Below are 24,573 nucleotides of genomic sequence, written 5' to 3' on the forward strand. Positions count from 1 at the left end.
CGAAATAAGCCCGGTGAAAACCTTCGCGCAAGATTGGTCCCGTAAGCAGGCAGTGGGAAATGATAGCCCCATGACGCTCTGCACGAACTCACGGGAACAGAATGAATCTGTTGAATCAGCTTACGGCCATCCTGAAAAATCTGATGGCCCTCGGAACAGGCAAGCTTATTGCCCTTGGCGCGGTCGGCGTACTTACGCTGTCAGCCATCCTTTTCGGTACATATTATGTAAACCGTCCAGGCTATGAAACGCTTTATGTCGGACTGGAAACAACCGACGTAAACCAGATCGGCATCGCACTCTCAGAAGGCGGCATGGAGTTCCAGGTCGGTACTGACGGCAAGTCGATCTCGGTCCCCGTCGGTTTGACAGGCAAGGCGCGACTGTTTCTCGCCGAGCGCGGACTGCCTAATTCCAACAATGCCGGCTACGAGCTCTTCGACAATGTGGGTTCGCTGGGCCTGACCTCCTTCATGCAGGAAGTTACGCGGGTTCGTGCGCTTGAAGGCGAGATTGCCCGGACGATCCAGACAATCAACGGCATCAGCGCTGCGCGCGTCCATATCGTCATGGCGGACCGCGGCTCCTTCCGTCAGGCAGAGCAGAAGCCGAGTGCGTCGGTCATGATCCGCGCTTCGCAGTCCGCCGGGCAGGGTGCGGCCGCTTCGATTCGTCATCTCGTCGCATCAGCAGTTCCCGGGCTGCAGATCGACGACGTCACGATTCTCGATTCCGCCGGACAGTTGCTTGCCTCCGGCGATGATCCATCGAACAGCGCGCTCAATCGTTCGCTCGGCATCGTCCAGAACGTCCAGTCAGAACTCGAAAACAAAATCGACAAGGCATTGGCGCCGTTTCTCGGCATGGACAATTTCCGTGCTTCGGTGACGGCAAAGCTCAATACTGACGCCCAGCAGATCCAGGAAACCGTCTACGATCCCGAATCGAAGGTCGAACGGTCGGTACGGGTCACCAAGGAAGCGCAGAAGTCCGAGCAGGTTTCGGCCGATCAGGCGGCGACCGTCGAACAGAACGTGCCGCAGGGCAATGACAGTGCCGGTACCGGTCCCAAGTCGTCCGACCAGAACGACAAGAAGGAAGAGCAGACCAACTACGAAATCAACTCCAAGACCACAGCGACGGTCAGGAACGGATACACGGTCGACAAGCTTTCGGTTGCGGTTGTCATTAACAAAGGCCGCGTCGGCAAATTGATCGGCGAGCCCTTCGACCAGGTGAAGTATGACAATTTCATCGCCGAAATGCAGAAGATCGTTTCGTCGGCGGCAGGTCTGGACACGGTGCGAGGTGACCTCGTCAGCGTCTCGGCGATCGACTTCCTCGAAAACCAACTGCTGCAGGAAAGCGCCTCGACCGAATCCTTCATGGATGTCTTCCTTCGCAATATGGGCAGCATGGTCAATGCAGGCGCATTCGTGCTCGTCGCCTTCCTTATCGTCTGGCTCGGCTTCCGGCCGCTCATCAAGGCCATTGGCGGACCTGAACTTGCCGCGGCATCGGTCGGCGCCCCAGGTTCCCTGCCGATGGGTGAAAGCGCCGGGCTGGAATTGCCTGACTTCTCGCCCCCAGTGGTTGGACCGGGCTCTACGCTGATGGATGGCTTTGGCTCCGACTTCGGCTTCGATTCGACCGACGACCTGCTGTCGGCTGGCGACGAAGACTCAAGCTTCAGCAAGCGCGTCAAGGAAGGACCAGAACGGCGTTTGGCGCGGATGGTCGATCTCAGCGAAGAGCGGGCAGCCAAGATTCTACGCAAATGGGCATCGGCCGAAAGGGCTGCCTAGCGGCGAGAAGAATACAACCAAACGCAAGGGGCGAACGTCAAGTTCGCCCCTTCTTCGTCTCGAACGGGATCAGTGTGTTGTCGTGCCGGAGGCAACTGCAACATTGTATTGATAAAATACAATACGCTTAACGGTAGTGGTCATATCATCGGAAACTGCTGGAAATGTCGCAAATCGAGAGCATTTGAGCCTCTGCTGAAGCGAATGCGACAAGGGGCGCCAAAACAGTCAAGTCGACATAATTGACACACCGCGTCAATCCAGACGGGTTGCACGTTAACAATGTCAATTAACGTTTGTTTTTGCATTCGAATCAGCACACATCTTTAGCGGGGCATTTTTCGACGATAAAACGATTTTTCCGCCATTGAGGGTTGGCTTTAGCCAAAGGCATTGGCATTTGATCGCTTCGATTTGGGTGGGTAGCGTGACAAGTGCAAATATGGATTGGGATTTACCGGAGCGGCCATTGGTGACCGCACCAGTAGACCTGAGCTCAGTGTCTTCCGAGCAGCTTGTCCAGCACCTGAAGTCCTGCATAGAGACCGGCAACGTCGCCGGGGGGCTGTCGGCACTTTCGAAGTTTGTCGGTGCTGATGGATACCTTCTTGCCCGCCAGGAACTCAACAGCGAAAATGGTCTCGACAATGTCCTGTCTTCCGACTGGCCGTTCGATCTGGTGCGCAAGCGCGGCGCAGAACTGATTGCGCGACTGGCCCGTACCACAGAGCTGGAAAAGTGCCTCTCGGTACTCCAGCCTGCCTTCAGCGTTGCAACGGAAGAAGGTTACGGGCTGGAGACCCAAAGTTGCGAATATTGCACGATCATCTTCAATGCCGGGCGCAATCGTTACTGCTTGATGTTCCTATGCCCGGCAGACGTCATTCTCTCCCAGCAAAGGCTGCGCGAGACGGCGATGCTGACGAGCTACTTTGCCAGCCTGATGTTCCAGGACGTTACCAAAGTCACCCGAGAGATGGATCTGACCGATCGCGAACTCGAATGCCTTTACTGGATTGCCGAAGGCAAGACCAGCGACGAGATCGCCACGATCATCGGCATTTCGAAGAACACCATCAACAATTACATTACCAGCGTGATGCGCAAGACTGCGACCCGAACGCGTTCGGAAGCAATTGCCTATGCCGTCAGGCACAACCTTGTCTAGGGACCGGATCGTAGCATGAAATTGGCCAGAACCATCGCGGATCCGACCAAGAGACCAGGCAAAGCCGTCAGCCGATCCGATTTCTTCCCCAGGCTTGTCGCGATGCAACGGTTTGTCCATGCACGCAACTTTGCGGTCTTCAAGACCAACAATTCGGGGCTGGCCAGTCGCCGGAAACTGACCTGCATCCTCGACAATTTTGCTTCCGATGGCGAGATCAGCGCCACGAGCGTGCTCGATGCCTACGGGCAGGCCCTGCTCGAACATCTGGAGCTGTCTTCCCTGCCGCTGCTGTGGAACGGCCGTGATGAAGCCCAGACCGCCGAAACGCCGGACTTCACGGCGTTCGTGACGCGCCTCAAGGCACGCGTCCTGCCAGTCTGCGGCATTGCGATGCCGGTTCGCTTGGGGTCCATGGGCAATGGCTATACCGTCTTCGTAGCGAACTACCTCGACATTACCAGTGAAACGATTATCGACCTGCACGCTCGTAGCCACCAGATGATGATGGATCTCCTGGTGCTCGACGAACGCCGCTCGGCGCCAGATGAAGTCTTGAGCAATCGTGAGATCGCATGCCTGCAACTGGCTGGCGATGGGCTTGTGAGCGAAGAAATCGCCGGCCAGCTTGGATTGTCCGTTCACACGGTCAACGCCTACCTCGCATCGGCAACGGTCAAGCTGGATGCGGTAAACCGCATCCAGACGATCGCAAAGGCAATACGGCTCGGCTATATCGCCTGATCAGTGGAGATTGCCGCTGTGGCTCATTTCGCCGGCGCCACCCATTGCGGATGGCACGACGAAGCGTGCCTCGAGCAGGCTGCGGGCAAGAAATGCCGTATTCTCGTCGGCATCGAGCGATGGCGAGTGAAATGCAATATGCGAGATTTCCAGCCCGGCCAGTTCATCTGTCAGCGACAGCTTGGCATAGATCGTCACGCCGGCAGGCTTGATTTCCAGATCCAGCAGGATCTCGGGAAGCCTGTTCCAGTCGAGATTATAGTCTCCGCCAATACCGAATTTTACAGTTCCGGGCAGGAAGTACAGCTCCGCCGCTGACGACACAAGGTCGGACAGGTTGCCCCAGCGCTCGTAGCGCACAAGAGACACCAGATCGGCGGCATCGATGAGCCTGAGTTCGGTTGCGACCGGCCGCAATGCCTCTGCGACAAGCTTTTCGCGTTCGACTGTATGGGGGCACTTTTTCATGTGTCAGTTAACCCGTTTGTTTTTGTTTTTCGACGCATAGACCCGCTGGATAAGTTCCGCGACGGCCTTGTAGAAAGCCGGCGGAATCACACTATCGACCGAGACTTGCGCAAACATGGAGCGGGCCAGGGGCGGATCTTCGAAAACCGGGATGCCGTGTCGCTCGGCAGTCTCGCGTATTTTCAGTGCAATCAGATCCTGGCCCTTGGCCAGAACGATCGGTGCAGCGTCTTCTTCGCGCACGTAGCGAAGTGCGACGGCAAAGTGCGTCGGGTTGGCAATCACCAGTGTCGCCCGTGGAATGGCAGCAATCATGCGCTTGCGCGCCAGGTCGCGGGCGAACGAACGCTGGCGCTGCTTGATGATCGGATCACCGTCGGATTGCTTGCGCTCCTCCTTGATTTCCTCCTTGGTCATCTTCAGTTCCGTGAACCACTGGTGATGGGTCCAGAAATAGTCGGCCACGCCGATCATGGCCGAAGCAATCAGGATGATGATCAGGATGGTCTTGACGTCGGACGTCAGCCGGGAAACCAGGTAGCTCGGATCCGCATACATGGCGTCGAGCGACGAGATGAACTCTGACTTGAGCGCCAAGACGATGATAAGCCCGACGATCACCACCTTGAACAGCGATTTGCCGAACTCGACCAAGCCGGGCAGGCCGAAGATCCGGTTGAAGCCGGCAACCAGGCTCAGCCGCGAAAGTTTTGGGGTTATGCGCTCAAGCACCGGGCTCGGCAGGTTCTGCATGATCGATGAACCGACACCAAATGCAGCCATCAGAATGAACGCGGGAAAGACAATAGCGCTCGAGTCCCAGGCCAGTCGCATGAACAGCGCAACGACATCGGGGCCGGAATCGAAGCGCCATTGGTCCGGCTTGTCGAACAGATCCCGCAGTGTCTCCCAAAGATGGGCAATGCCTTCGGGGAGATAGAAGAGAAGATAGACGTAGATGCCGAGCGTCGAGGCGAACACCGTGACTTCGCGGGAAAAGGGCACATTGCCTTTCTCGGCGGCTTCCGTGTAGCGCTTCTGTGTCGGGGCTTCTGTTTTGCTGTCTTTATCAGCGCTATCGCTCATGCCCGACGATTCCCAAAGTGTACCGAATCGGCATTATAACGATGCAGCAAGGCCCGCGTGCGCACTGTTTGCACTCGCGGGCCCCAATCTGGTGGTTTTCCAGTAACTTCGAGGCAGCGTCAGGCTGCTGCCGGTGTATCCGTCAGTTCCTTGAGCAGGATCTGTCCGGCTGCGGCGAGGCGGATTGCCTCTTGCGAGATCGAGCGGCGCGCCACAGCGATGGCGCGTGGGCTCGCGCCGGTGTCAGGCGCACCGAGATCCGCTTCGATCATGCGGCGCTGGCGTGCGCCGATCGAGGACAGAACGGCTTCGCGAATGTCCATCGGAGCGTTTCGCAGTGCCATGGTGATGACGTCGCCGGCGATGTCGTTGAACAGCAGCACGCGGCTTCTCTGCGGCATGACCAGCAGGTCTTCGAAAAGGAAGATCCTCGGGCGAACGCGCTTGGCCGCATCCCTGCTGAGCACTTCGAGCGATTCCAGCAATGTATCGACGTCGTTCTTTTCGAGTTCGTTCATCAGTTCGGCAACCTTGACCGTGCCGACCGAGTTGCGCTCGGCATCGAGATCACGGAGGATTTCGCGCACGCGATCCTCGATGATCTGTGCGGCCTTCGGGCTGACGTCCTTGAGTGCAACCGTCCGGTTGAGGATATCGGCGCGTCGGCGCTCCGGCATTTCCATCAGGACGCGGGCGCCGGCTGATGATGGAACCATCGACAACACGTAGGCGATCGTCTGCGGGTGCTCGTTGATGAGATACTTGGCCACGAAAGCCGGCTCGGCATTCTCGAGCTGGTCCCAGATGGAAGCTTCGTAAGCCTGGAATGCGGCGCGACGGCCGAGCAGTCCATCCACTTCCTCCGGCGTCAGCCCTTCTTCGAGGATACCCTCGATGGCCTTGGCGTTATCCATCAGTCCTGCGCCTTCGGTGAACAGATCCTCGAACTCGTTGACGAGATCGATCAGTTCATGAGGAGGGATCGTCCTGAGGCGTTGAGCCGACTGGATGATGGCCTGCAATTCGGCCTGGGTAAAGTATTTGAGGAGCCGGCCCGCAACGGGTCTGCCCATGGCGAGCAATACTGCAGCAGCCTTGTCCGGGGAACTAAGGTTGACAGTAGGGCTTGTCTCGCCAAAATTATCAAAATCGAACATCTTGAGGCCTCCCCGGAATCATTCCGGCTGATCGCGGCTTCCTATTGCAAGGTATTACTGCGGTTTACCAACAGACTTGACCTCGATCAGCTTGATGCCAAAACGTGTCTCGTCATTTTCCAAGACGCAGATCTCGCCCCTGCCGATCAGCCTGCCATTGACCACGAGGTCTACAGGTTCTCCGATCTTGCGATCGAGCGAGATGATTGCGCCTTCATTGAGATTCATAAGACCTGAAACTTGCATGCGGCTGGAGCCGAGGATGATCTGCACATCTATCGGGATGTTCATGATCATATCGTGGTTGGCGTGCATCGCACTGCCGGCCATCTGCATGCTCTCGCCTGACGATTCACCGAAGCTGGATGTCGCGAAGTCCGATCCGCCGAAGTCTGAACCTCCGAAGCTTTCGCCGCCGAAGTCGGTGGAAAGGCCGGATGCTGCGCCAAAATCCGAATCGCTACTACCAGCGTCGAAACCGAAGTCGCTGGAAAAGCCGGTGTCGCCGGTTTCGGCGGAAAATTCCGAACCGAAATCGTTGACGGCCGGGAGGCCGTCCGCATCGGCCTTCAATACGCCGCGCAGATCGTCGATCGCCTGGTCGAACTCGGCGTTCTCATCTCCGAACGCCATTTCGGCTTCGGCCGCTTTTGCTTTCTTGGGTGCCATGGGTGCAATATTCCAGTTAAAACTTGTGCAGAGCTTTTCTTGATGAATTTGTTATCCGAGGATATCGCGGATCAGGATTTCCTCTGAGGTGGCGGTGTCCTTGACCCGTACGGTGTACTGCTCCCCGGCGCGCCCGAACTCGCAGGTGTAGAGATCGCGCCCGTTGGCGCTGACCTGAACCGTCGGGTCTTCCTTGTCCAGGAAGGGAATGACGTCGCCCGGCTGCAGCCTGGCGATCGTGCCCAGCGCCAGTGGCGTCAGTTGAATGCGTGCCTCTACGCGAACTTGCGAGCGGCGGACCTGCTGCTGAAGCTGTTCGGTCCAGCCTTCGCCTGTCTTGGCGCCCGTAGATGCCGCCGCCGGCGTGCGCACGGTGGTTTTGAGCAGGGTCTTCTGGGGGATGATGACGGCGAAATGGCTGACCAGTCCGTAGAGTTCGACCTTCACCCTGATAAGGGCGGCCTGCATGTCGACATAGTCGTCGGCTGGCTTGGCGCGATCTTCGGAATTGTAGGGCTTGGTCAGCGTCGGCTCGAAATTGCCGGGAGCGCTGACCGCCGATTTGACGACCGAGGCAATCTTGTCGATGATCAGTGGCGCGAGCTCGAGCTCGATGCGTGAGGCCGGCCGGCCTTCTGCTTCGATGAGCGTCTTGGGGTCGCCACCCATCAGGCATTCGACCATCGGAACGATTGCGCCCGTCGAACACGCGATGGTGAAATCCGAGCACCAGTTCTTCAGGGAGCCATCGACCAGGACCATGTATTCGTCGAGGTCTGCGATCAGGTCGTTCTTGAAGCCTGTTTCGCAGCCGTCATAGACGAACCCGAACTGGAGCTGGGTTTCCATCGCGATCATGTCGGGCAGGAATGCGGTCAGCACTTGGCCGAGATCGCCGCAAATCCTGCCGATCGTCTCATGGCTTCCCATATCGCCGGTCAGCAGCGCAAGCAGTTTGGGATTCATGGCGGTATTCTGTCTCATCATGCGACCTTCTCACTGCCGCCGCCGGGATTCATCATTTCCTGTTCTACCGCGTCAATCGACGGACGCTCGTAGGAGGAAATCGTCTTGCGGCCGTATTCCAGTGCGACCTGCGGGACCGAGCCGTTCATGTAGGCAATCAGGGTCTGCTTGACGATGACATAGAGCCGGTTCTGCTTGGTGCGCACGGCCTTGACCATCGAGCACAGCGGATTGACGATGCAATAGGAGATCAGAATGCCGAGGAACGTACCGACGAGTGCCGCGCCGATCAGGTGACCCAGGACTTCCGGCGGTTCGGTGATGGCGCCCATGGCGTGGATAACGCCAAGAACGGCCGCGACGATGCCGATGGCCGGAAATGCATCGCCCATGCTCTGCAGGGCATGGTAGGATTTCATCTTGTCGTGGCTGATGGTTTCGATTTCCTCGTCCATCAAGGCTTCGATCTCGTGGCTGCGCGCGTTACCGATGATGATCAGGCGCACGTAATCGCAGATGAACGCGGTCAGTTCCTTGTTCTTGAGAACGGTCGGCGCGGTCTGGAAGATCGGCGATTCATCGGGATTGTCGATATGCGCTTCGATCTCGTTGCGCGATTTGGTGCGCAGGTCGCGCATCAGGGCGTAGAGCACGCCAAGCGTGTCGAGATAGTTTCGTTCCTTGGGAACGCTGTTCTTGAATGCTTCACCGAGCGCCTTGCCGGCGTCCTTGGTCACCTTCATCGGGTTGCCGGCGATGAACGCACCGATGCCCGCGCCGACGATAATGAGGAATTCGTAAGGCTGCCACAGCACGTCGATGTGACCGCCGCTTGCCATGAAGCTGCCGATGATACAGCCGAAGACGATGACAAATCCGATTATAATATTCATGCGCGGTGCCCGAATTTTTACCTTCTGGAAGTTGCCGAAAGAAATACGGAATCAGGCTTGTGTGAGGCTGTTGACCGGTACCAACCCGAGGATGTTTTGGCGACAGCCTCGCGCAAGCAAATTTGCCCAGACTGCACCCTGAAAATGGGCGTGCGTGCTGCCGGCTTTTGTCGGTTGCGGCCCCCTAAACATCTTCAGTTACTTATGATTCGGGAATGAATTCCCGATAAGGGGCAGGCCGAAATGCAATCGGGTCTTTACGTCGCACTTTCCTCGCAGATCTCGCTCGAAAAGCGGCTCACCACCATCGCCGACAATCTCGCCAATATGAATACGGTGGGCTTTCGCGCCACGCAGATGAAGTTCGAAGATGTGCCGGTGCGAGCCGATGGCGCCAAGGTAAATTACGTGTCTGAAGGAGAGCAATATCTCTCGTCGGCCAACGGGGCGATGGTGCAGACCAAGAACCCTCTGGATTTCGCTGCAAAGGGCAACACCTGGTTCTCCATCGACACGCCCTCGGGCAACGCGATTACCAAGGACGGCCGATTTTCCATGCTGGAAACCGGTGCGCTCGTGACGCTGGAAGGATATCCCGTGCTGGATGCCGGTGGCTCGGCCATTCAATTGAACCCGCAGGAGGGGCCGCCGACAGCATCTGCGGACGGCATCCTCTATCAGGCTGACAAGCCGGTCGCCACGCTGGGCCTTTTCGAGGTCGATGTCGGCCCGAATTTCACCCGCGTCGGCAACTCTGCGATCATCCCGAACGAAACGCCGCAGCCGGTGACCGACCGCATCGACGCGGGCGTCGTGCAGGGCTTCGTAGAGCAGGCCAACGTCAATCCCATCCAGCAGATGACGCAGATGATGACGATTTCGCGCGCCTTCGAGCAGGTCACGCAGCTGATGCGCGATAGCGAAACCTCCATGGGCGATGCAATCAAGACCCTGGGCGGCGCGCGATAAACGCACCGCGAAAGGCGACGAGTGATGAAAACGGCAGAAATCTCCAGCCTGGCTGAACGCAAGATGGGCGACATGGCCGCCGCTCTCAGGCAGCATTGCCGCCCAGAAGCGCTCGTTGCCCATGGCGGAAGGGTCAAGACTATAGCGGCTGGCCACTACACCGTGACCGGCCTCTCCCGCCACGTCCGGCTGGGCGAATTCGTCGCCCATCAGAGCGCCAACGGCATCCACCTGGGCGAGGTGGTGCGCGTTGAACCTGATATCATCTATGTTTGCCCCATCGAGCCGGGCGAACCGATTGGCATCGGTGATCTTATTCTCAGGCGCGGAGCCTTCCGGTTGTCGCCTTCCGACAATTGGTGTGGCCGTACGATCAATTCGCTCGGCCAGCCGATCGATGGGCTTGGCCCGCTCGATGTCGGACCGCGCGCACTGTCGATCACCAATACGGCGCCTCCATCGATGACCCGCCAGCGCGTTACCAAGGGGTTCAAGTCCGGCGTCCGCGCAATCGATATCTTTTCGCCTCTGTGCCTCGGCCAGCGGCTTGGCATCTTCGCCGGTTCGGGCGTAGGCAAATCGACACTGCTTTCGATGCTCGCCCGCGCAGATGCGTTCGACAAGGTGGTGATCGCGCTGGTCGGCGAACGCGGCCGCGAAGTGCGTGAGTTTATCGAGGATACGCTGGGCGAAAACATCAAGAAGTCGGTCGCGGTGGTCGCCACTTCAGATGAAAGCCCGATGCTGCGCAAGATGGCGCCGCTGTCGGCGGTGACGATTGCCGAACACTTCCGCGACGAGGGACACAATGTCCTTTTGATCGTCGACAGCGTGACCCGGTTTGCACATGCGATCCGCGAAGTGGCAACTGCATCGGGTGAACCGCCAGTCGCGCGCGGCTATCCGGCATCCGTGTTCACCGAAATGCCGAAATTGCTCGAAAGGGCAGGGCCTGGCCCCGAAGGAACCGGCAGCATCACCGCCATCATTTCCATTCTCGTCGACGGCGACAACCACAACGACCCCATCGCCGATTCGACCCGCGGCATTCTCGACGGCCATATCGTGCTGGATCGTTCGCTCGCCGAAGAGGGGCGCTATCCGCCCATCGACCCATTGGCATCGATATCGCGTCTGGCTCGCAAGGCATGGACGCCGGACGAGGAAAAACTCGTCTCAAGGCTCAAGTCGCTTATCCATCGCTTCGAGGAAACGCGCGATCTTCGACTGATCGGCGGCTATCGGCCAGGCGCCGATCCCGATCTGGACATGGCCGTCAAACAGGTGCCACCGATTTACGAGATTTTGAAGCAGAGCCCCGGCGATCGACCGGCGCGCGATGCATTTGCCGATCTCGCCAATGCGCTCAAGAATGCCAACGCCCAGCAAGGCGTCGCTCCCAACATGATCCGGCAGAGGTGATATGACCGATTTTGATGCGGATGAGCCCGTAGCGGCTCCCAAAAAGCAGAAGGGCGGAAGCTGGTTGACGTCGGATCGCTTCCTGGGCTGGTCAGGCGCCGCCCTGGCATTGACGGCCGCGTTTTTCCCCTGGTACGTGTTTTTCAACGAAGACAAATTCGGCATCGACTTTGCCAAAGCGATCCTGTCGCGCGATCTTCCCGAGCGTGCGGGGCGGCCGATCGTCACCCCGTCGCCGAGTGGCATTAGCGACAACGATGACCTGGCTGCTTTGCCGCGCCCCGAAGAACAGATATTTACCGGCACCATCAAGGACGACGCATCCATGCCGGATGGCGGCAACGCTGATGCTGTGAACCAGCCGTTCCCCACGGAGGCCGTGGACTTCCATCTACTGCATATTGCCCAGGGCAAGGCGATGATCGAGGATAAGAACGGCATCTATATCGTCGCCGTTGGTTCGCTGTTGCCGGACCTGTCCAAGGTCTCTGAAATTGCCGAGCAGCAGGGTGAATGGGTGCTGGTCACCGACAAGGGCGATATCTATGACGCGACCGGCAAGAGGCAACGCTGATCGGCGATACCTGCTTTCTGCCTGACATCAGACATTCAGGATACCAGCCACAGTTGATTTCATTAAATGGCACCTCCGCTTGCGAAAGCGGGGGTGCCATTTGATTCGCGACCATGGCTGTTGAGCCGACGCGTACCTTACGTTGACGTGGCTAAGCGGGCGAAAATCGGTCAAAGCCCTGCATTTCTCGACTATCGAGCATAAATTCTACCTGCCTTGACACCCAATTGCATGGACGAACTCTCGGATAAGTCCCGCGCAAGTTTATCTTTCTAGATTCACGATCAGTCATGAAGACTCATGATCGGTCATGAAGACGGAGAAAAGCATGCAACCAATCCAGCTCTTTGAACTGGCTTCCAAACAGGCGGAATGGCTTACCGTCCGCCAGAGCGTGGTTTCGGGCAACATCGCCAATGCCAACACCCCTGGCTTTCGCGCCAAGGATGTCACGTCTTTCGACCAGATCATGAAAAGCACCGATATTCCGATGCGGGCGACCAATCCGTTGCACTTTGCCGAGACCCCGACTGAAACTTACGTCGTGGAATCGGAAGTCGACAAGGGCGCCGCCTCGCAGCTTTCGGGCAATTCGGTCGATCTCGCCGACGAACTGATGAAATCAGGTTCGGTGAAGCGCGACTACGATCTCAATACCAGCGTCGTCAAAGCCTTCAACAAGATGATGCTGATGACTGTCAGGAAAGGCTAATTCATGGATCCGCTCAGCGCTTCCCTCAAGATTTCCGCGTCGGGACTGTCCACGCAATCGGCGCGTTTGCGCGTCGTTTCGGAAAACCTCGCAAATGCCCGTTCGACGGCTGACACACCCGGCGCCGATCCCTACCAGCGCAAGACGATTTCCTTTTCTGACACGATCGACCGTTCAAGCGGCGTCGCCACTGTCGAGATCAAGCGCATCGGCGTGGACCGTACCCCTTTCCAGACCGAATTCGATCCTGGCAACCCGGCAGCCGACGGCAACGGCGTGGTCAAGTATCCGAATGTCAACATCCTGGTCGAAATGGCCGACATGCGGGAAGCAAACCGGTCCTACGAAGCAAACCTCCAGTCGATTCGTCAGACCCGTGATCTGATCACCTCGACGATTGATCTCCTGAGGTCGTGATAATGATCGATGCAATCAACTCACTGAACGCGGCTTCGCTCGCCTCGGAAATGCGCAAGGCCGCAGAAACCGAGGGGACGAATCCGGCTGCCAGCGCGCAGGTCGACGACGCCGGCGCCAGCTTCGCCAGCTTCATGTCGTCGATGGCCACCACATTCTCCGACAACCTCAAGGATGCCGAGAAAAAATCGATGGACGGCATGATGGGCAAGGCCGGCGTACGCGAAGTTGTCGAATCCGTCATGACTGCGGACCAGACCCTGCAGACCGCGATGGCCTTCCGGGACAAGATAGTCTCGGCCTATCTTGAAGTCATCAAGATGCCAATCTGAGGACAGAACATGAGAGCTCTTGCCATAGCCGCCACGGGCATGAATGCCCAACAGACCAATCTTGAGGTCATTGCCAACAACATCGCCAACATCAACACCACCGGCTACAAGCGTGCGAAGGCGGAATTTTCCGACCTGATCTACCAGACCGACCGGGCGGCAGGTGTTCCCAACCGCGCTAACCAGGCAGTCGTGCCCGAAGGCGTCAACATCGGCCTCGGCGTCAAGACGGCGGCCGTGCGGAACCTGCACACCCAAGGTGATCTGGTTTCCACCGGCAACTCGTTCGACATGGCAATCATTGGCCGCGGCTTCTTCCAGATCGAATCCACCGACGGTTCGACGCTCTATACGCGAGATGGCGCCTTCAACAAGAATGCCGACGGCGAACTCGTCACGATCGACGGCTACAGGGTCATCCCCAACATCACGGTGCCGACCGATGCGACCGAAATCAGCATCAATCGTTCCGGTCAGGTATTTGCGCGGATCGGCAAGGAGTCGGAACTGCAGGAGTTGGGCCAGCTGCAGGTGGCCAACTTCGTCAACGAAGCCGGCCTGAAGGAACTGGGCGACAACCTCTTCCAGCAGACTCCCGCGTCCGGCGATCCGATCGTCGGCGCCCCCGATGATCCGGCATTCGGATACATCCAGCAGGGCTATCTCGAAGGTTCCAACGTCGATCCGGTCAAGGAAATCACCGAGCTGATCTCGGCGCAGCGCGCCTACGAGATGAACTCGAAGGTGATCACTACGGCCGACGAAATGGCCGCCACTGTCAGCAAGAACATGAGATGATGAAAGGCAGGCAAACATGATGTTTGGCTTCCAGCATTCGAAGAAACTGAAGAGGGTGGCCGTGCTGGCCGCCCTGCCGCTCATTTGCCTGTTTTCGGGGCAAGTGAAAGCCGAAGAGCTCGGCGTCGCGGTGGTTCCCACCCAGATCATCTATCCGGGCGAGGCGGTCGAGGCCGACAAGCTCGAGAGCGTGGACGTAACCAACCCGAACCTGCTGGACGGGTACGCGCGCAAGGTATCGGAAATCGAAGGGTTGATCTCGACACGCACCCTGCTGCCGGGCCGCACGATCATGGTCTCGGCGCTTCGCGAGCCTTACACGGTCCGGCGTGGCGACAAGATCATTCTGGTCTACGACAATGACGGCCTGCGCATCACCGCGTCCGGCACGCCGCTCGCCGATGCGATCACCGGCGCACTGATCAAGGCACGTAACACCGATACCGGGGTCATCATCTCCGGCACGGTAATGGCCGATGGTTCCTTACTGGTAGCGCAGAAATGAAGAAATTCCTGAATGTTCTCCTGGCCGTCGCCGTCCTTGTCGGATGCCAGCCGCAAGTTGGCCAGGCGGCTGCGACCGCCCGCATCAAGGATGTGGCGTCGCTGCAGGCCGGACGAGACAACCAGCTGATCGGCTACGGTCTGGTCGTCGGCTTGCAAGGCTCGGGTGACAACCTGCGGTCGTCGCCGTTTACCGAGCAGTCGCTGCGCGCCATGTTGCAGAATCTCGGCATCTCGACCCAGGGCGGTGAAAATCGCTCCAAGAACATTGCAGCCGTCATGGTCACGGCATCGCTTCCGCCATTTGCAAGCCCCGGCAGCCGCATGGATGTGTCGGTCAGCTCGCTCGGCGATGCAACCTCCTTGCGCGGCGGCACGTTGGTGATGACCTCGCTGACCGGCGCTGACGGGCAGATCTATGCGGTCGCGCAGGGCGCGATCATCGTTTCAGGTTTTTCGGCAACAGGGGATGCGGCCCAGTTGACGCAAGGCGTGACGACAGCGGGCCGCGTGCCCAACGGCGCGATTATCGAGCGCCCGCTGCCGTCGCGTTTCAAGGATTCCGTCAATCTGGTGCTCCAGTTGCGCAATCCCGATTTTTCCACGGCTGTCCGGATGTCGGATGCTGTCAATGCATTTTCACGCGACACTTATGGCGCGCCGATCGCCACCATCAACGATTCCCAGGAAGTGGTGATTGAAAAGCCGAAGCGCGCCGATCTCGCCCGCTTGATGGCCGAAATCGAAAATCTGGTCATCGAGACGGATACGCCGGCCAAGGTTGTCGTCAACGAACGCACCGGCACGATCGTCATTGGCGCGGATGTCCGCATCTCCGAAGTCGCCGTCAGCTACGGCACGCTCACCGTTCAGGTCAGCGAAAATCCGATGGTGGTCCAGCCCCTGCCGTTTACCGACGGTGTGACAGCTGTTCAACCGCAGACCGACATCATCGCCCAGCAGGCTTCGAGCAAGGTCGCCATCCTCAAGGGTTCGGACCTCAAGACGCTTGTCTCTGGTCTCAACAGCATCGGTGTCAAGCCGGACGGCATTATCGCCATCCTTCAGGGCATCAAGTCGGCCGGCGCGCTGCAAGCGGAGCTCGTATTGCAATGATCAATCGTCCTGTTTTCAATCATGGCTTCATCCGTATCGCTGTTGCGGCGTTGACCTGCATCGCGGTGGCGCCGATTTCCGGAGCGCTCGCCGAGGACAAGCCCAAGCCCGTCGTCAAGACTGCGCGCGAGGAGATCAAGGCGTTTTGCGGCAACATTGCCGATTCGGCGCGCGACCAGCGCTATTTGTTGCAGAAGTCCGAACTCGAGAAGTTGCAGGGCCAGGTGGATGAGCGCATTGCCGTTCTGGAAAAGCGCAAGACGGAATACGAAGAGTGGCTGAAGAAGCGTAACGACTTCCTCAAGCAGGCCGAAGGCGGGCTGGTCGACATCTACAAGAAGATGAAGCCCGATGCCGCAGCCCTCCAGCTGGAACAGCTCGAGCCGATACTGGCATCGGCGATCATCATGAAGCTGCCGCCGCGTCAATCGAGCCTGATTCTCTCGGAAATGGAATCCAAGAAGGCCGCGATGGTGGCCGCGGTCATGTCATCGGCAGGCGATCGCAATTCCGCCAACCGCACTAAGGCAAGGAACCCGTCATGAAGACAAAATTGACAGCGTTGACGACGGTGTTGTTGCTTGCCAGCTGCTCGCAGCAGGCGGTGAAGGAGATCGGCAAGGCGCCCGTGATGAGCCCCATCGGCACCGGCCTGCAGTATACGCAGACCAGCCAGATGTCGCTCTACCCCAAGCAGCCTGCGCAGACGTCAACCGGCTATTCGCTGTGGAGCGACCAGAAGGCGGCCCTGTTCAAGGATGCCCGCGCATACGAGATTGGTGACATTCTCACCGTCATCATCGACATCGACGATCAGGCCAAGTTCGACAACACGACCGACCGCAGCCGCGAAAGCAACTGGAGCAAGAACTTCGGGCTGAATGGCGATGACAGCCACAACAGCGTTGGCCTGTCGGCAGATATCGAGCAGGGCTCGAAGACCTCCACCAAGGGGGATGGCTCGATCGAACGCAAGGAAAAGCTGACGCTGCAGGTCGCGGTGGTGGTGACCGGCAAGCTCGACAACGGCAATGTGCTGATCTCGGGCTCGCAGGAAGTGCGCGTCAATCAGGAACTGCGCGTGCTCAATCTTGCCGGTATCGCCCGGCCGCTGGACGTGGACGCCAATAACAAGATATCCTACGAGAAGATTGCCGAAGCGCGCATCTCCTATGGCGGTCGTGGACGCCTGTCCGAGGTGCAGAACGCCCCTGTAGGCCAACAGTTCCTCGATATTTTCTCTCCGCTCTGATGTCGTTTGATGTAATGCCGGTGAACCATGGTTGATACTGTCGATATTGAGTCGCCCAAGAAGAAGTCCGCGCTGGTGATGACCATCGCGGCCGTGGCGGTCGTGACGGCGGTCGCCGGGGCTGGCGGCTGGTTTCTGGGCGGAATGCTGGCCCCGGCAATCGAAGCGGCCGACAAGGCTGCCGAAAAGGCAAAGGCAGAGGCTGCCGGTGAGGGCGGCGCTACCAAGTCCGAAGACGGGTTGCCGCGCATCTCCACGGAAGAAAACGGCGTCGTGCAGCTTGAGCCGATCACCACCAACCTGTCCTTTCCGGCAGATCGCTGGATACGGCTGGAGGTGGCGTTGCTGTTCAAGGAGAAGCCGGATGTCAGACTGGCCGAATCCATCCATCAGGACATTCTCGTCTATCTCCGCACGGTAACCCTGCAACAGATCGAGGGGCCACGGGGCTTCCAGTACCTGAAGGAAGATCTGGAAGAGCGGGCAGACGTAATTTCCGAAGGCAAGATCTCCAAAATACTGTTCAGGAGTTTCGTAATCGAATGAGCCGCCACCTATCCAGGCACCTGTTGTCCTTCGCCACCGCCCTTGCAATCGCGGCGGTCGCGGGACTGGCGCATGCTCAGACGACAACGCCAGATATCCTGAACACGCCGATCAGCGGTTCGGTGGCGAGCTGGATCATCCGGACCTTCGGTCTGCTGACCATCCTGTCGGTGGCACCCGGCATTCTGGTCATGGTCACCAGTTTCCCGCGTTTCATCATCGCGTTTTCGATCCTGCGATCCGGCATGGGGCTGGCGTCGACGCCATCAAACATGATCCTGACCAGTCTGGCGCTGTTCATGACCTTCTTCGTCATGTCGCCGACATTGGAAAAGGCGTGGAAGGATGGCGCCCAGCCGCTGCTGGCCGAGCAGATCACCGAAACCGAAGCGCTGAACCGGATTGCCGTGCCGTTCCGCGACTTCATGGCCGCCAACACGCGCGACAAGGACCTCAAGCTGTTTGCCGATATCGCGGCAGAGAAGGGCCAACCGGCGGTGACCAACGGCCAGGTCGATCTTCGCGTGCTTGTTCCGGCTTTCATGATTTCGGAAATCCGCCGGGGTTTTGAGATCGGCTTTCTCATCGTGCTGCCGTTCCTCGTCATCGACCTGATCGTGGCGACCATCACCATGGCCATGGGCATGATGATGCTGCCGCCAACCTCCATTTCACTGCCCTTCAAGATCCTGTTCTTCGTGCTCATCGACGGCTGGAACCTGCTGGTCGGCAGCCTCGTCAGATCGTTCACCTGAAGACTCCAAGGTCGCGTTAACGTTTCAACGCGACACATCTTAACCATCTATTTTAATTGATGATTATCCATCAAACCCGGTCGCCCTGAAGGCGGCCGGGTTTGTTAAGTTGTTGGCAATGTATCGGCCGCAATAGTGCCCTCACACGACGAACGGTTCTCAAGAAAACGACGGGAACCGAGTGGCATGAAGCCGAGACGCCGTGACCGGTAAGAGCTTTCGAACCCGGCATGTCCCTACTTTTTGTAACGCGTAAAAGGGACGTCCCCAATGACTTCTATCATGACCAACACTTCCGCAATGTCGGCACTCGCTACGCTGCGTTCTATCAACCAGGACATGGAAACCACCCAGGACCGCATTTCGTCGGGCTTCCGCGTCGGCAGCGCGTCGGACAATGCGGCTTACTGGTCGATCGCCACCACCATGCGTTCGGACAATAAGGCTCTCGGCACTGTGCAGGACGCCCTCGGCCTCGGTGCAGCCAAGGCCGACGTCGCCTACACCGCGATGAACTCCGCGATCTCGGTCGTCGATGAAATCAAGGCAAAGTTCGTTGCCGCTTCGGAGCCGGGCGTTGACCGCGCCAAGGTAGACAAGGAAATCAAGGAACTGCAGAACCAGCTCGTGAGCATTGCCAAGTCGGCATCGTTCTCCGGCGAGAACTGGGTTGCACACGATGCCAACAACACCGCCGGTGCCAAGGAAATCGTTGGCTCCTTCAACCGTGACGGCCAGGGCAATGTCAGCCTGACGACGCTCTCGTTCGACACCACCAAGAGCTCGCTGATCAACTTCGATCCCGCCCAAACTGATGGCTTTGCGGTGGAGCAACTCGATGTGGCCGGCGATGGTGGCTCTCTGCTCTCCGGTCTGCTGATCGGTAACGAGTATGTCACTGATAAGACAACGGCTACGCCGGTTGACTTCCAGAAGTCCCTCCTGACGATCGCTACGGACGGCCTCGACAGCAAGCAGATGGCCGGCGCAATCAGCGCTGTCGACGTTATTCTTCAGAAAATGACGGACTCTGCTGCCGATCTCGGCGCACTCAACAGCCGCATCGGCCTGCAGAGCGACTTCGTTGCCGATCTCAGCGACTCGATCGAAAAGGGCATCGGCAAGCTCGTCGATGCCGACATGAACGAAGAGTCGACCCGCCTCAAGGCTCTGCAGACGCAGCAGCAGCTTGGTATCCAGGCACTGTCGATCGCCAATTCGGCTTCGCAGAACATCCTGTCGCTTTTCCGCTAAGCGTAGACTGCAACTTAGTAGCCTTATCGAGGCCGCCCGGATTTTCCGGGCGGCTTTTTCACGTTTTTCGTAGCTTGCGCCAAACTTGCTAAGTTTCACGGTAAATTATCAAGCGCATTCAATGTTCTTTAACCATATCGGTGTTTATTGATCCTCATTGAAGCGTCGGGTTGGCCAGAAGATTGGCTGACAAGCATGAAGCCTACCGCCGTTGCCGGTTTGAAAATCCCGGAATGTCCCTTTCATTTTTCTCGTATTACGAGGGGCACTACACCAATGACGAGCATTCTTACAAACACTGCTGCCATGGCAGCGCTTGGCACTCTCCGTTCGATCGCCGACAACATGGAAACGACGCAGAACCGCGTTTCCTCCGGCTTCCGCGTCGAAACCGCTAGCGACAACGCCGCTTACTGGTCGATCGCCACCACCATGCGTTCCGACAACAAGGCGCTTGGCGCCGTCAAGGACGCCCTCGGCCTCGGCGCTGCCAAGACCGACGTTGCCTACACTGCAATGAACAGCTCGATCTCCGTCGTCGATGAAATCAAGGCCAAGCTGGTTGCTGCTTCCGAGCCGGGCGTCGACAAGAGCAAGATCCAGAAGGAAATCACCGAACTGCAGAACCAGTTGGTTTCCATCGCGAAATCCGCTTCGTTCTCAGGTGAAAACTGGGTCTATCACGACGTTGTTAACAACACGCCTGCCCAAAAAGAGGTTGTTGGTTCCTTTAACCGCGATGCGGGCGGCAATGTCAGCGTCACTACACTAAAGTTTGATACAAACAAGAGCTCTTTGATCAACGAAGATCTAAGCGACCCGACTGGTTATTTCGATCAGCAGATCGTTTCTGACGATCCCGTCAACAACAGCACCGTGAGCTGGCTTTCGGCAAAAATGGCTTACCAAGAGCCCGATGGCGCCGGCGCTTTTAACGACAAGGCGCTGACCTATTCCGTCCTAAACATGGACATTTCGACGAAGAGCCTTGCCGAAATGCGGGAAGCCATCAGCGGCGTTGATTTTGTTCTTCAGCACATGACGGACGCGGCCGCCGATCTCGGCGCGCTTAACAGCCGCATCACTCTGCAGGAAGACTTCGTCGAAGACCTGACCGACTCGATCGAAAAGGGCGTTGGCAAACTCGTTGACGCAGACATGAACGAAGAGTCGACCCGCCTCAAGGCCCTGCAGACCCAGCAGCAGCTCGGCATCCAGGCGCTGTCGATCGCCAACTCGAATTCCGAGAACGTGCTGTCGCTGTTCCGTTAACAGCGAATCACATCGCAACAAGATTGAAAACCGCCGGCTGCATCGCAGCCGGCGGTTTTCGCGTATATGGAATTTGCATCCGGCATATGCTGCGTTGCCTGCTTCGGGGTTCTCGGAGCCGCGCTATTTCATTGAAAACATTGCACGAAACGCCTGAGAAATTCCCGGACGCCTAAAATTTAAGGCATTGATAATAAACAATAATCAATGGTTAAATTTCGCGGGCAATTAACCATTGATTAACCATCCCTGTTTAAATATCCTTAACGAATGGCAGGTTGTCGCCCAGGGCAAAGAGTGGCGACGACGCGCATGATGCACCACTGCTGTTGCCGGTACGAAGGTCCGGAATGTCCGCGAAACTCCTTCTAGGGCAATACCCATGACAAGCATAATGACCAATGCAGCTGCGATGGCAGCGCTGCAAACCCTTCGCGACATCAACGGAAAGATGGAAACGACGCAGCAGCGGGTCTCCTCGGGCTACCGGGTCGAGACCGCAGCCGACAATGCCGCTTACTGGTCGATCGCCACCACGATGCGTTCGGACAACAAGGCACTGGGAACCGTGCAGGATGCCCTCGGTCTCGGCGCGGCCAAGACCGACACGGCTTACACCGGTCTTTCTTCCGCCATCGATGTCATTTCCGAAATCAAGGCCAAGCTGGTCGCGGCCCGCGAGCCTGGTGTCGACAAGCTGAAGATCAACAAGGAACTTGAGGAACTCAAGAACCAGCTTCAGTCCATCGCAGAATCCGCGTCGTTCTCGGGAGAGAACTGGCTCTTCAACGACACCGGAGCGCCGCCGGCAGTTGTCGAGATGGTCGGCTCCTTCAATCGCGCCTCCGATGGTTCAGTGGCGGTGGAAACGCTTGAATTCGATACCACGACCTCGACCCTCATCGACACCAATGATGCCCAGGACGGCGTTTTGACGCGTGGTATCGACGTGGATATCGACGACGGCGCTGGCGGCACGACCACGATGACCTACTTCCTGATCGACGCACAATCGGCTTCGGGTGCCAGCGGTGGCGGAACTCCCACTGAAATCGTACTGGACACAGTGACCACGGGCTTCGAACTCGATGGCATGATTTCGGTCGTCGATGGTATTCTAGGCACGTTGACCAACTCGGCCGCCACGCTGGGTTCCATCAACACCCGCATCGAAATGCAGGACGAATTCGTCTCCACGCTCATGGACGTGATCGACAAGGGTGTCGGACGACTGGTCGATGCCGACATGAACGAGGAATCCACCAGGCTGAAGGCGCTGCAGACCCAGCAGCAGCTCGGCATCCAGTCCTTGTCGATCGCCAATTCCAACGCAGAAAACATCCTGCAGCTGTTCAAGTAAGCATTGTCGGGGCGCATTTCCGGGCAAGTTGATCTTGCGCCCCAACCGGATGGATCGGGCATGTTCAGCCGCCATAGCTGGGCATGCCGGACTGGTTCGCATTCCGTCGCGCTGCGGTCATTGGCGCGGTTTCGGAACGTTGGGCCGCGTTATTGCCCTGATGCGGCCCAACACATTCATTCTCGCGCAAGTTTGCGCATCTAGCCTGTAGAAAATGTACCGTATTTCCGGCTCGCGTCGGCAATCCATATTCAGGCTCTAGTTTCGGCGGCTTTGCAATGAATGCCATGTTAGCCAAGTATCTCAAGGATTTCAGTGTGCCCGCGGCGATAGAACCCGCACATGGCAACATACTGGAAAGCCTGGATGGCTCCCCCTTCGGCGATATCGATTTCGACACCGATCCGGAACCCGCAATCGACATCGAGGCGGAACGCCGAGAGGCCTACGAAGAGGGGCATCGAGCCGCCACCGAGTTGTTGGAAGCCCGGCATGCAGACGAAATGGCCGCATTGCGCCAAGCCCAGTCCGACGAACTTGCCGCCATCCAGGCTATTCATGAAAATGAAGTGGTGGGCATGGTCCACACCCGCTTTCACGAGATGACGCAGGTTCTGTCGCAAACACTGGCCGATCAGACGCTTCAGGTTCTGCTGCCGGTGTTCAACAAGGAACTGGCAAGTCTGGCCGTAGCGACACTCGGTGCGACGGTCAGGGAAGCACTCCGGGAAGCTGATATCAGCACCGTCATCGTGCGCGGTTCGGCAGAGCTTTTTGCCGCGCTCAAGCCGCTGCTCGATGCGGATGGAATTGACAGTCGCTTCATAGAACAGGCATCGCAGGATTTGACCGTGGAAATCAATGAAACAGTGTTGGCCACCCGCCTGGGCACATGGGCCCAGACGCTCTCCGAGGTGACAGGATGAGCGAAGCCGAAAGCCACCATCACGGCAAAAATGAAATCATCATCGTAAAACGCCACAGGGGCGGTCATGAAGGATCCCACGGCGGCGCCTGGAAGATTGCCTATGCTGACTTCATGACGGCAATGATGGCGTTCTTCCTCATCATGTGGCTGGTCAATGCCGCCAATGAGGAGACCAAGGCCGCCGTTGCCAGCTATTTCAACCCGATCAAGTTGACCGATCCGTCACCGGCCGAGAAGGGTTTGAAAAAGCCCGCCAAGGAGGCCGACGGCGAGAACGAGCAGGAGAAGTCCACATCCCAAGGCAGTGAAAAATCGCCTGGGACCGCAGCCGACTCGGGCAAGGATAAAAGCGCGACCGTGGGCGAGGAGATCAAGTACTCCGAGGCCGACTATTTCGAGAATCCCTACTCGGTGATCGCGGAAATTGCCCAGGAGACCGATGACAAGGCCAATGTCAGCGCCAAGGGTGACGGCGGCGCGCAGAATGCCGGCCCTGGCACCGGTGCCGAGGGCGGCGAGGCGTTTCGCGATCCCTTCGATCCGGATTTCTGGACGCAGCAGGTGGAAGTGTCGCGCACGACAGCTGCCAGCGCCGATCGGCCGGTCGAAATCTCCGGCCTGCCGGGCGATGGCATGGTTGTCGATGCCGAAGACCCGAAGACCGTGTTTACCGGCGATGCCAAGTCGGGTGACTTGAAAAGCGGCGAGAAGAATTCTGGCGACCTGAATGCGGGCGAGGGGCTAACCAACAAGGACGGCACTACCGATCACGCGATGAAGGAGCAAGGTGTTACCGAGAAGACCGACAACGGCAAGACGGACAAGGACAAGAACGGTATCGCTGACAAGGACAAGCTTGCCGACAAGGACCGGGACGGCAAAACCGAATTCGATAAGAGCGGTCTTTCGGAAGCGGAGTTCAAGAAGCTCACCGAGGACCGGAAGGCCGCCAAGGCGCTCGAGGCCGAACTCAAGAAGGACTTGAAGGGTAGGATCGGACTTCTGGCTGAGGGGTTGGTCGTCATGCCGGCCGAGGGCGGTCTGCTGATCAGCATCAGCGACCAGATCAAGACGCCGATGTTCCGTATCGGCTCGTCGATACCGACGCGCGAGACGGTCGTTGCCATGGCCAGGATCGGCGAACTGCTCAAGTCGCGCAAGGGACAGATCGCGATCCGTGGTCATACTGATGCGCGCCCCTACAAGACCAAGAACTACGACAATTGGCGGCTGTCGGCTGATCGCGCTCAAAGTGCATATTTCATGCTCAAGAGCGCAGGTGTGGCAGAAAACCGTATCTCGCAGATCTCGGGCTTTGCCGACCATCGCCTGAGATTTCCGGCCAAGCCGCTGGACGAAGGCAATCGTCGCATCGAGATCCTCATCCAGGCGGACGAGGGGTGAGC

27 protein-coding genes are annotated in these 24,573 nt (G+C 58.1%); 21 read left to right on the forward strand and 6 right to left on the reverse strand.

The features are described from left to right. Nucleotides 1-101: 101 nt before the first annotated feature. The 3 genes from fliF (at nt 102) to visR (ending at nt 3,717) form a co-directional block, all read left to right on the forward strand. The gene (fliF, locus tag JJB09_RS01350) at nt 102-1,805 is read left to right on the forward strand and encodes a flagellar basal-body MS-ring/collar protein FliF (protein ID WP_201652011.1); all 1,704 of its coding nucleotides are present in this window, start codon (nt 102-104) and stop codon (nt 1,803-1,805) included. A gap of 472 nt (nt 1,806-2,277) precedes the next feature. Next, a complete protein-coding gene (gene visN / locus JJB09_RS01355; RefSeq protein WP_343228972.1) occupies nt 2,278-2,973 on the forward strand; it encodes a transcriptional regulator VisN in 696 nt (231 codons plus the stop codon). A 15-nt stretch (nt 2,974-2,988) separates the two neighbouring features. Continuing rightward, complete coding sequence (gene visR / locus JJB09_RS01360) at nt 2,989-3,717, forward strand: transcriptional regulator VisR (RefSeq protein ID WP_201652013.1); 729 nt, start codon at nt 2,989-2,991, stop codon at nt 3,715-3,717. On the opposite strand, the gene JJB09_RS01365 is transcribed toward visR, so the two are convergent. From JJB09_RS01365 to motA, 6 genes are all read right to left on the reverse strand, one after another. Further along, complete coding sequence (locus JJB09_RS01365) at nt 3,718-4,185, reverse strand: hypothetical protein (RefSeq protein WP_201652015.1); 468 nt, start codon at nt 4,183-4,185, stop codon at nt 3,718-3,720. Between the two features lie 3 nt (nt 4,186-4,188). After that, the gene (gene flhB, locus JJB09_RS01370) at nt 4,189-5,271 is read right to left on the reverse strand and encodes a flagellar biosynthesis protein FlhB (protein WP_201652017.1); all 1,083 of its coding nucleotides are present in this window, start codon (nt 5,269-5,271) and stop codon (nt 4,189-4,191) included. A 119-nt stretch (nt 5,272-5,390) separates the two neighbouring features. Continuing rightward, the gene (locus JJB09_RS01375; RefSeq protein ID WP_201652019.1) at nt 5,391-6,428 is read right to left on the reverse strand and encodes a flagellar motor switch protein FliG; all 1,038 of its coding nucleotides are present in this window, start codon (nt 6,426-6,428) and stop codon (nt 5,391-5,393) included. A 54-nt stretch (nt 6,429-6,482) separates the two neighbouring features. Beyond that, nucleotides 6,483-7,097, reverse strand: a complete 615-nt coding sequence (gene fliN / locus JJB09_RS01380) for a flagellar motor switch protein FliN (protein ID WP_201652021.1) — start codon at nt 7,095-7,097, stop codon at nt 6,483-6,485. Nucleotides 7,098-7,148: 51 nt separating this feature from the next. Then, nucleotides 7,149-8,084, reverse strand: a complete 936-nt coding sequence (locus JJB09_RS01385; RefSeq protein ID WP_246748527.1) for a FliM/FliN family flagellar motor switch protein — start codon at nt 8,082-8,084, stop codon at nt 7,149-7,151. After that, nucleotides 8,081-8,956, reverse strand: a complete 876-nt coding sequence (gene motA, locus JJB09_RS01390) for a flagellar motor stator protein MotA (RefSeq protein ID WP_201652023.1) — start codon at nt 8,954-8,956, stop codon at nt 8,081-8,083. Before motA ends, JJB09_RS01385 begins: the two co-directional genes overlap by 4 nt. A gap of 243 nt (nt 8,957-9,199) precedes the next feature. On the opposite strand from motA, the gene flgF reads away from it, so the two are divergent. The 18 genes from flgF (at nt 9,200) to JJB09_RS01480 (ending at nt 24,571) form a co-directional block, all read left to right on the forward strand. Continuing rightward, nucleotides 9,200-9,925: a flagellar basal-body rod protein FlgF gene (gene flgF / locus JJB09_RS01395; protein ID WP_201652025.1), complete on the forward strand. Its 726-nt coding sequence runs from the start codon at nt 9,200-9,202 to the stop codon at nt 9,923-9,925. Between the two features lie 63 nt (nt 9,926-9,988). Then, the gene (fliI, locus tag JJB09_RS01400) at nt 9,989-11,347 is read left to right on the forward strand and encodes a flagellar protein export ATPase FliI (RefSeq protein WP_246748546.1); all 1,359 of its coding nucleotides are present in this window, start codon (nt 9,989-9,991) and stop codon (nt 11,345-11,347) included. A 1-nt stretch (nt 11,348) separates the two neighbouring features. Further along, nucleotides 11,349-11,921 carry a flagellar protein gene (locus JJB09_RS01405; protein WP_201652029.1) on the forward strand — a complete coding sequence of 191 codons (573 nt, stop codon included), beginning with the start codon at nt 11,349-11,351 and terminating at the stop codon, nt 11,919-11,921. Between the two features lie 328 nt (nt 11,922-12,249). Beyond that, nucleotides 12,250-12,633, forward strand: coding sequence for a flagellar basal body rod protein FlgB (gene flgB / locus JJB09_RS01410; protein ID WP_201652031.1), 384 nt, complete (start codon nt 12,250-12,252; stop codon nt 12,631-12,633). A gap of 3 nt (nt 12,634-12,636) precedes the next feature. Further along, entirely contained in the window at nt 12,637-13,050 is a 414-nt protein-coding gene (gene flgC / locus JJB09_RS01415) for a flagellar basal body rod protein FlgC (RefSeq protein ID WP_201652034.1), read from the forward strand. A gap of 2 nt (nt 13,051-13,052) precedes the next feature. After that, a complete protein-coding gene (gene fliE, locus JJB09_RS01420) occupies nt 13,053-13,382 on the forward strand; it encodes a flagellar hook-basal body complex protein FliE (RefSeq protein ID WP_201652036.1) in 330 nt (109 codons plus the stop codon). A 9-nt stretch (nt 13,383-13,391) separates the two neighbouring features. Continuing rightward, nucleotides 13,392-14,180 carry a flagellar basal-body rod protein FlgG gene (gene flgG / locus JJB09_RS01425; protein WP_201652038.1) on the forward strand — a complete coding sequence of 263 codons (789 nt, stop codon included), beginning with the start codon at nt 13,392-13,394 and terminating at the stop codon, nt 14,178-14,180. Between the two features lie 16 nt (nt 14,181-14,196). Then, complete coding sequence (flgA, locus tag JJB09_RS01430) at nt 14,197-14,685, forward strand: flagellar basal body P-ring formation chaperone FlgA (protein ID WP_201652040.1); 489 nt, start codon at nt 14,197-14,199, stop codon at nt 14,683-14,685. After that, on the forward strand, nt 14,682-15,800 hold the full coding sequence (locus JJB09_RS01435; protein ID WP_201652042.1) for a flagellar basal body P-ring protein FlgI: 1,119 nt from the start codon (nt 14,682-14,684) through the stop codon (nt 15,798-15,800). Before flgA ends, JJB09_RS01435 begins: the two co-directional genes overlap by 4 nt. Next, the gene (locus JJB09_RS01440) at nt 15,797-16,345 is read left to right on the forward strand and encodes a MotE family protein (protein ID WP_201652044.1); all 549 of its coding nucleotides are present in this window, start codon (nt 15,797-15,799) and stop codon (nt 16,343-16,345) included. The genes JJB09_RS01435 and JJB09_RS01440 overlap by 4 nt, the downstream gene beginning before the upstream one ends. Continuing rightward, a complete protein-coding gene (gene flgH, locus JJB09_RS01445; RefSeq protein WP_201652046.1) occupies nt 16,342-17,052 on the forward strand; it encodes a flagellar basal body L-ring protein FlgH in 711 nt (236 codons plus the stop codon). Before JJB09_RS01440 ends, flgH begins: the two co-directional genes overlap by 4 nt. Before the next feature lie 27 nt (nt 17,053-17,079). After that, nucleotides 17,080-17,598 carry a flagellar basal body-associated FliL family protein gene (locus JJB09_RS01450; RefSeq protein ID WP_201652048.1) on the forward strand — a complete coding sequence of 173 codons (519 nt, stop codon included), beginning with the start codon at nt 17,080-17,082 and terminating at the stop codon, nt 17,596-17,598. After that, complete coding sequence (fliP, locus tag JJB09_RS01455; protein WP_201652049.1) at nt 17,595-18,353, forward strand: flagellar type III secretion system pore protein FliP; 759 nt, start codon at nt 17,595-17,597, stop codon at nt 18,351-18,353. The genes JJB09_RS01450 and fliP overlap by 4 nt, the downstream gene beginning before the upstream one ends. Nucleotides 18,354-18,623: 270 nt before the next feature. Continuing rightward, nucleotides 18,624-19,607 carry a flagellin N-terminal helical domain-containing protein gene (locus JJB09_RS01460; protein ID WP_201652051.1) on the forward strand — a complete coding sequence of 328 codons (984 nt, stop codon included), beginning with the start codon at nt 18,624-18,626 and terminating at the stop codon, nt 19,605-19,607. Between the two features lie 276 nt (nt 19,608-19,883). Beyond that, nucleotides 19,884-20,879, forward strand: a complete 996-nt coding sequence (locus tag JJB09_RS01465) for a flagellin N-terminal helical domain-containing protein (protein ID WP_201652053.1) — start codon at nt 19,884-19,886, stop codon at nt 20,877-20,879. 382 nt (nt 20,880-21,261) lie between these two features. Further along, nucleotides 21,262-22,239, forward strand: coding sequence for a flagellin N-terminal helical domain-containing protein (locus JJB09_RS01470; RefSeq protein ID WP_201652054.1), 978 nt, complete (start codon nt 21,262-21,264; stop codon nt 22,237-22,239). Nucleotides 22,240-22,517: 278 nt separating this feature from the next. Then, nucleotides 22,518-23,165 (forward strand): hypothetical protein, encoded by a 648-nt coding sequence (locus JJB09_RS01475; RefSeq protein ID WP_201652056.1) that lies wholly within the window; start codon nt 22,518-22,520, stop codon nt 23,163-23,165. Then, complete coding sequence (locus JJB09_RS01480) at nt 23,162-24,571, forward strand: MotB family protein (RefSeq protein WP_201652058.1); 1,410 nt, start codon at nt 23,162-23,164, stop codon at nt 24,569-24,571. The genes JJB09_RS01475 and JJB09_RS01480 overlap by 4 nt, the downstream gene beginning before the upstream one ends. Nucleotides 24,572-24,573: the final 2 nt, after the last annotated feature.

The sequence above is a fragment of the Phytoamicus setariae genome (genome assembly GCF_016722925.1).
Lineage (GTDB): Bacteria > Pseudomonadota > Alphaproteobacteria > Rhizobiales > Rhizobiaceae > Rhizobium_E > Rhizobium_E setariae.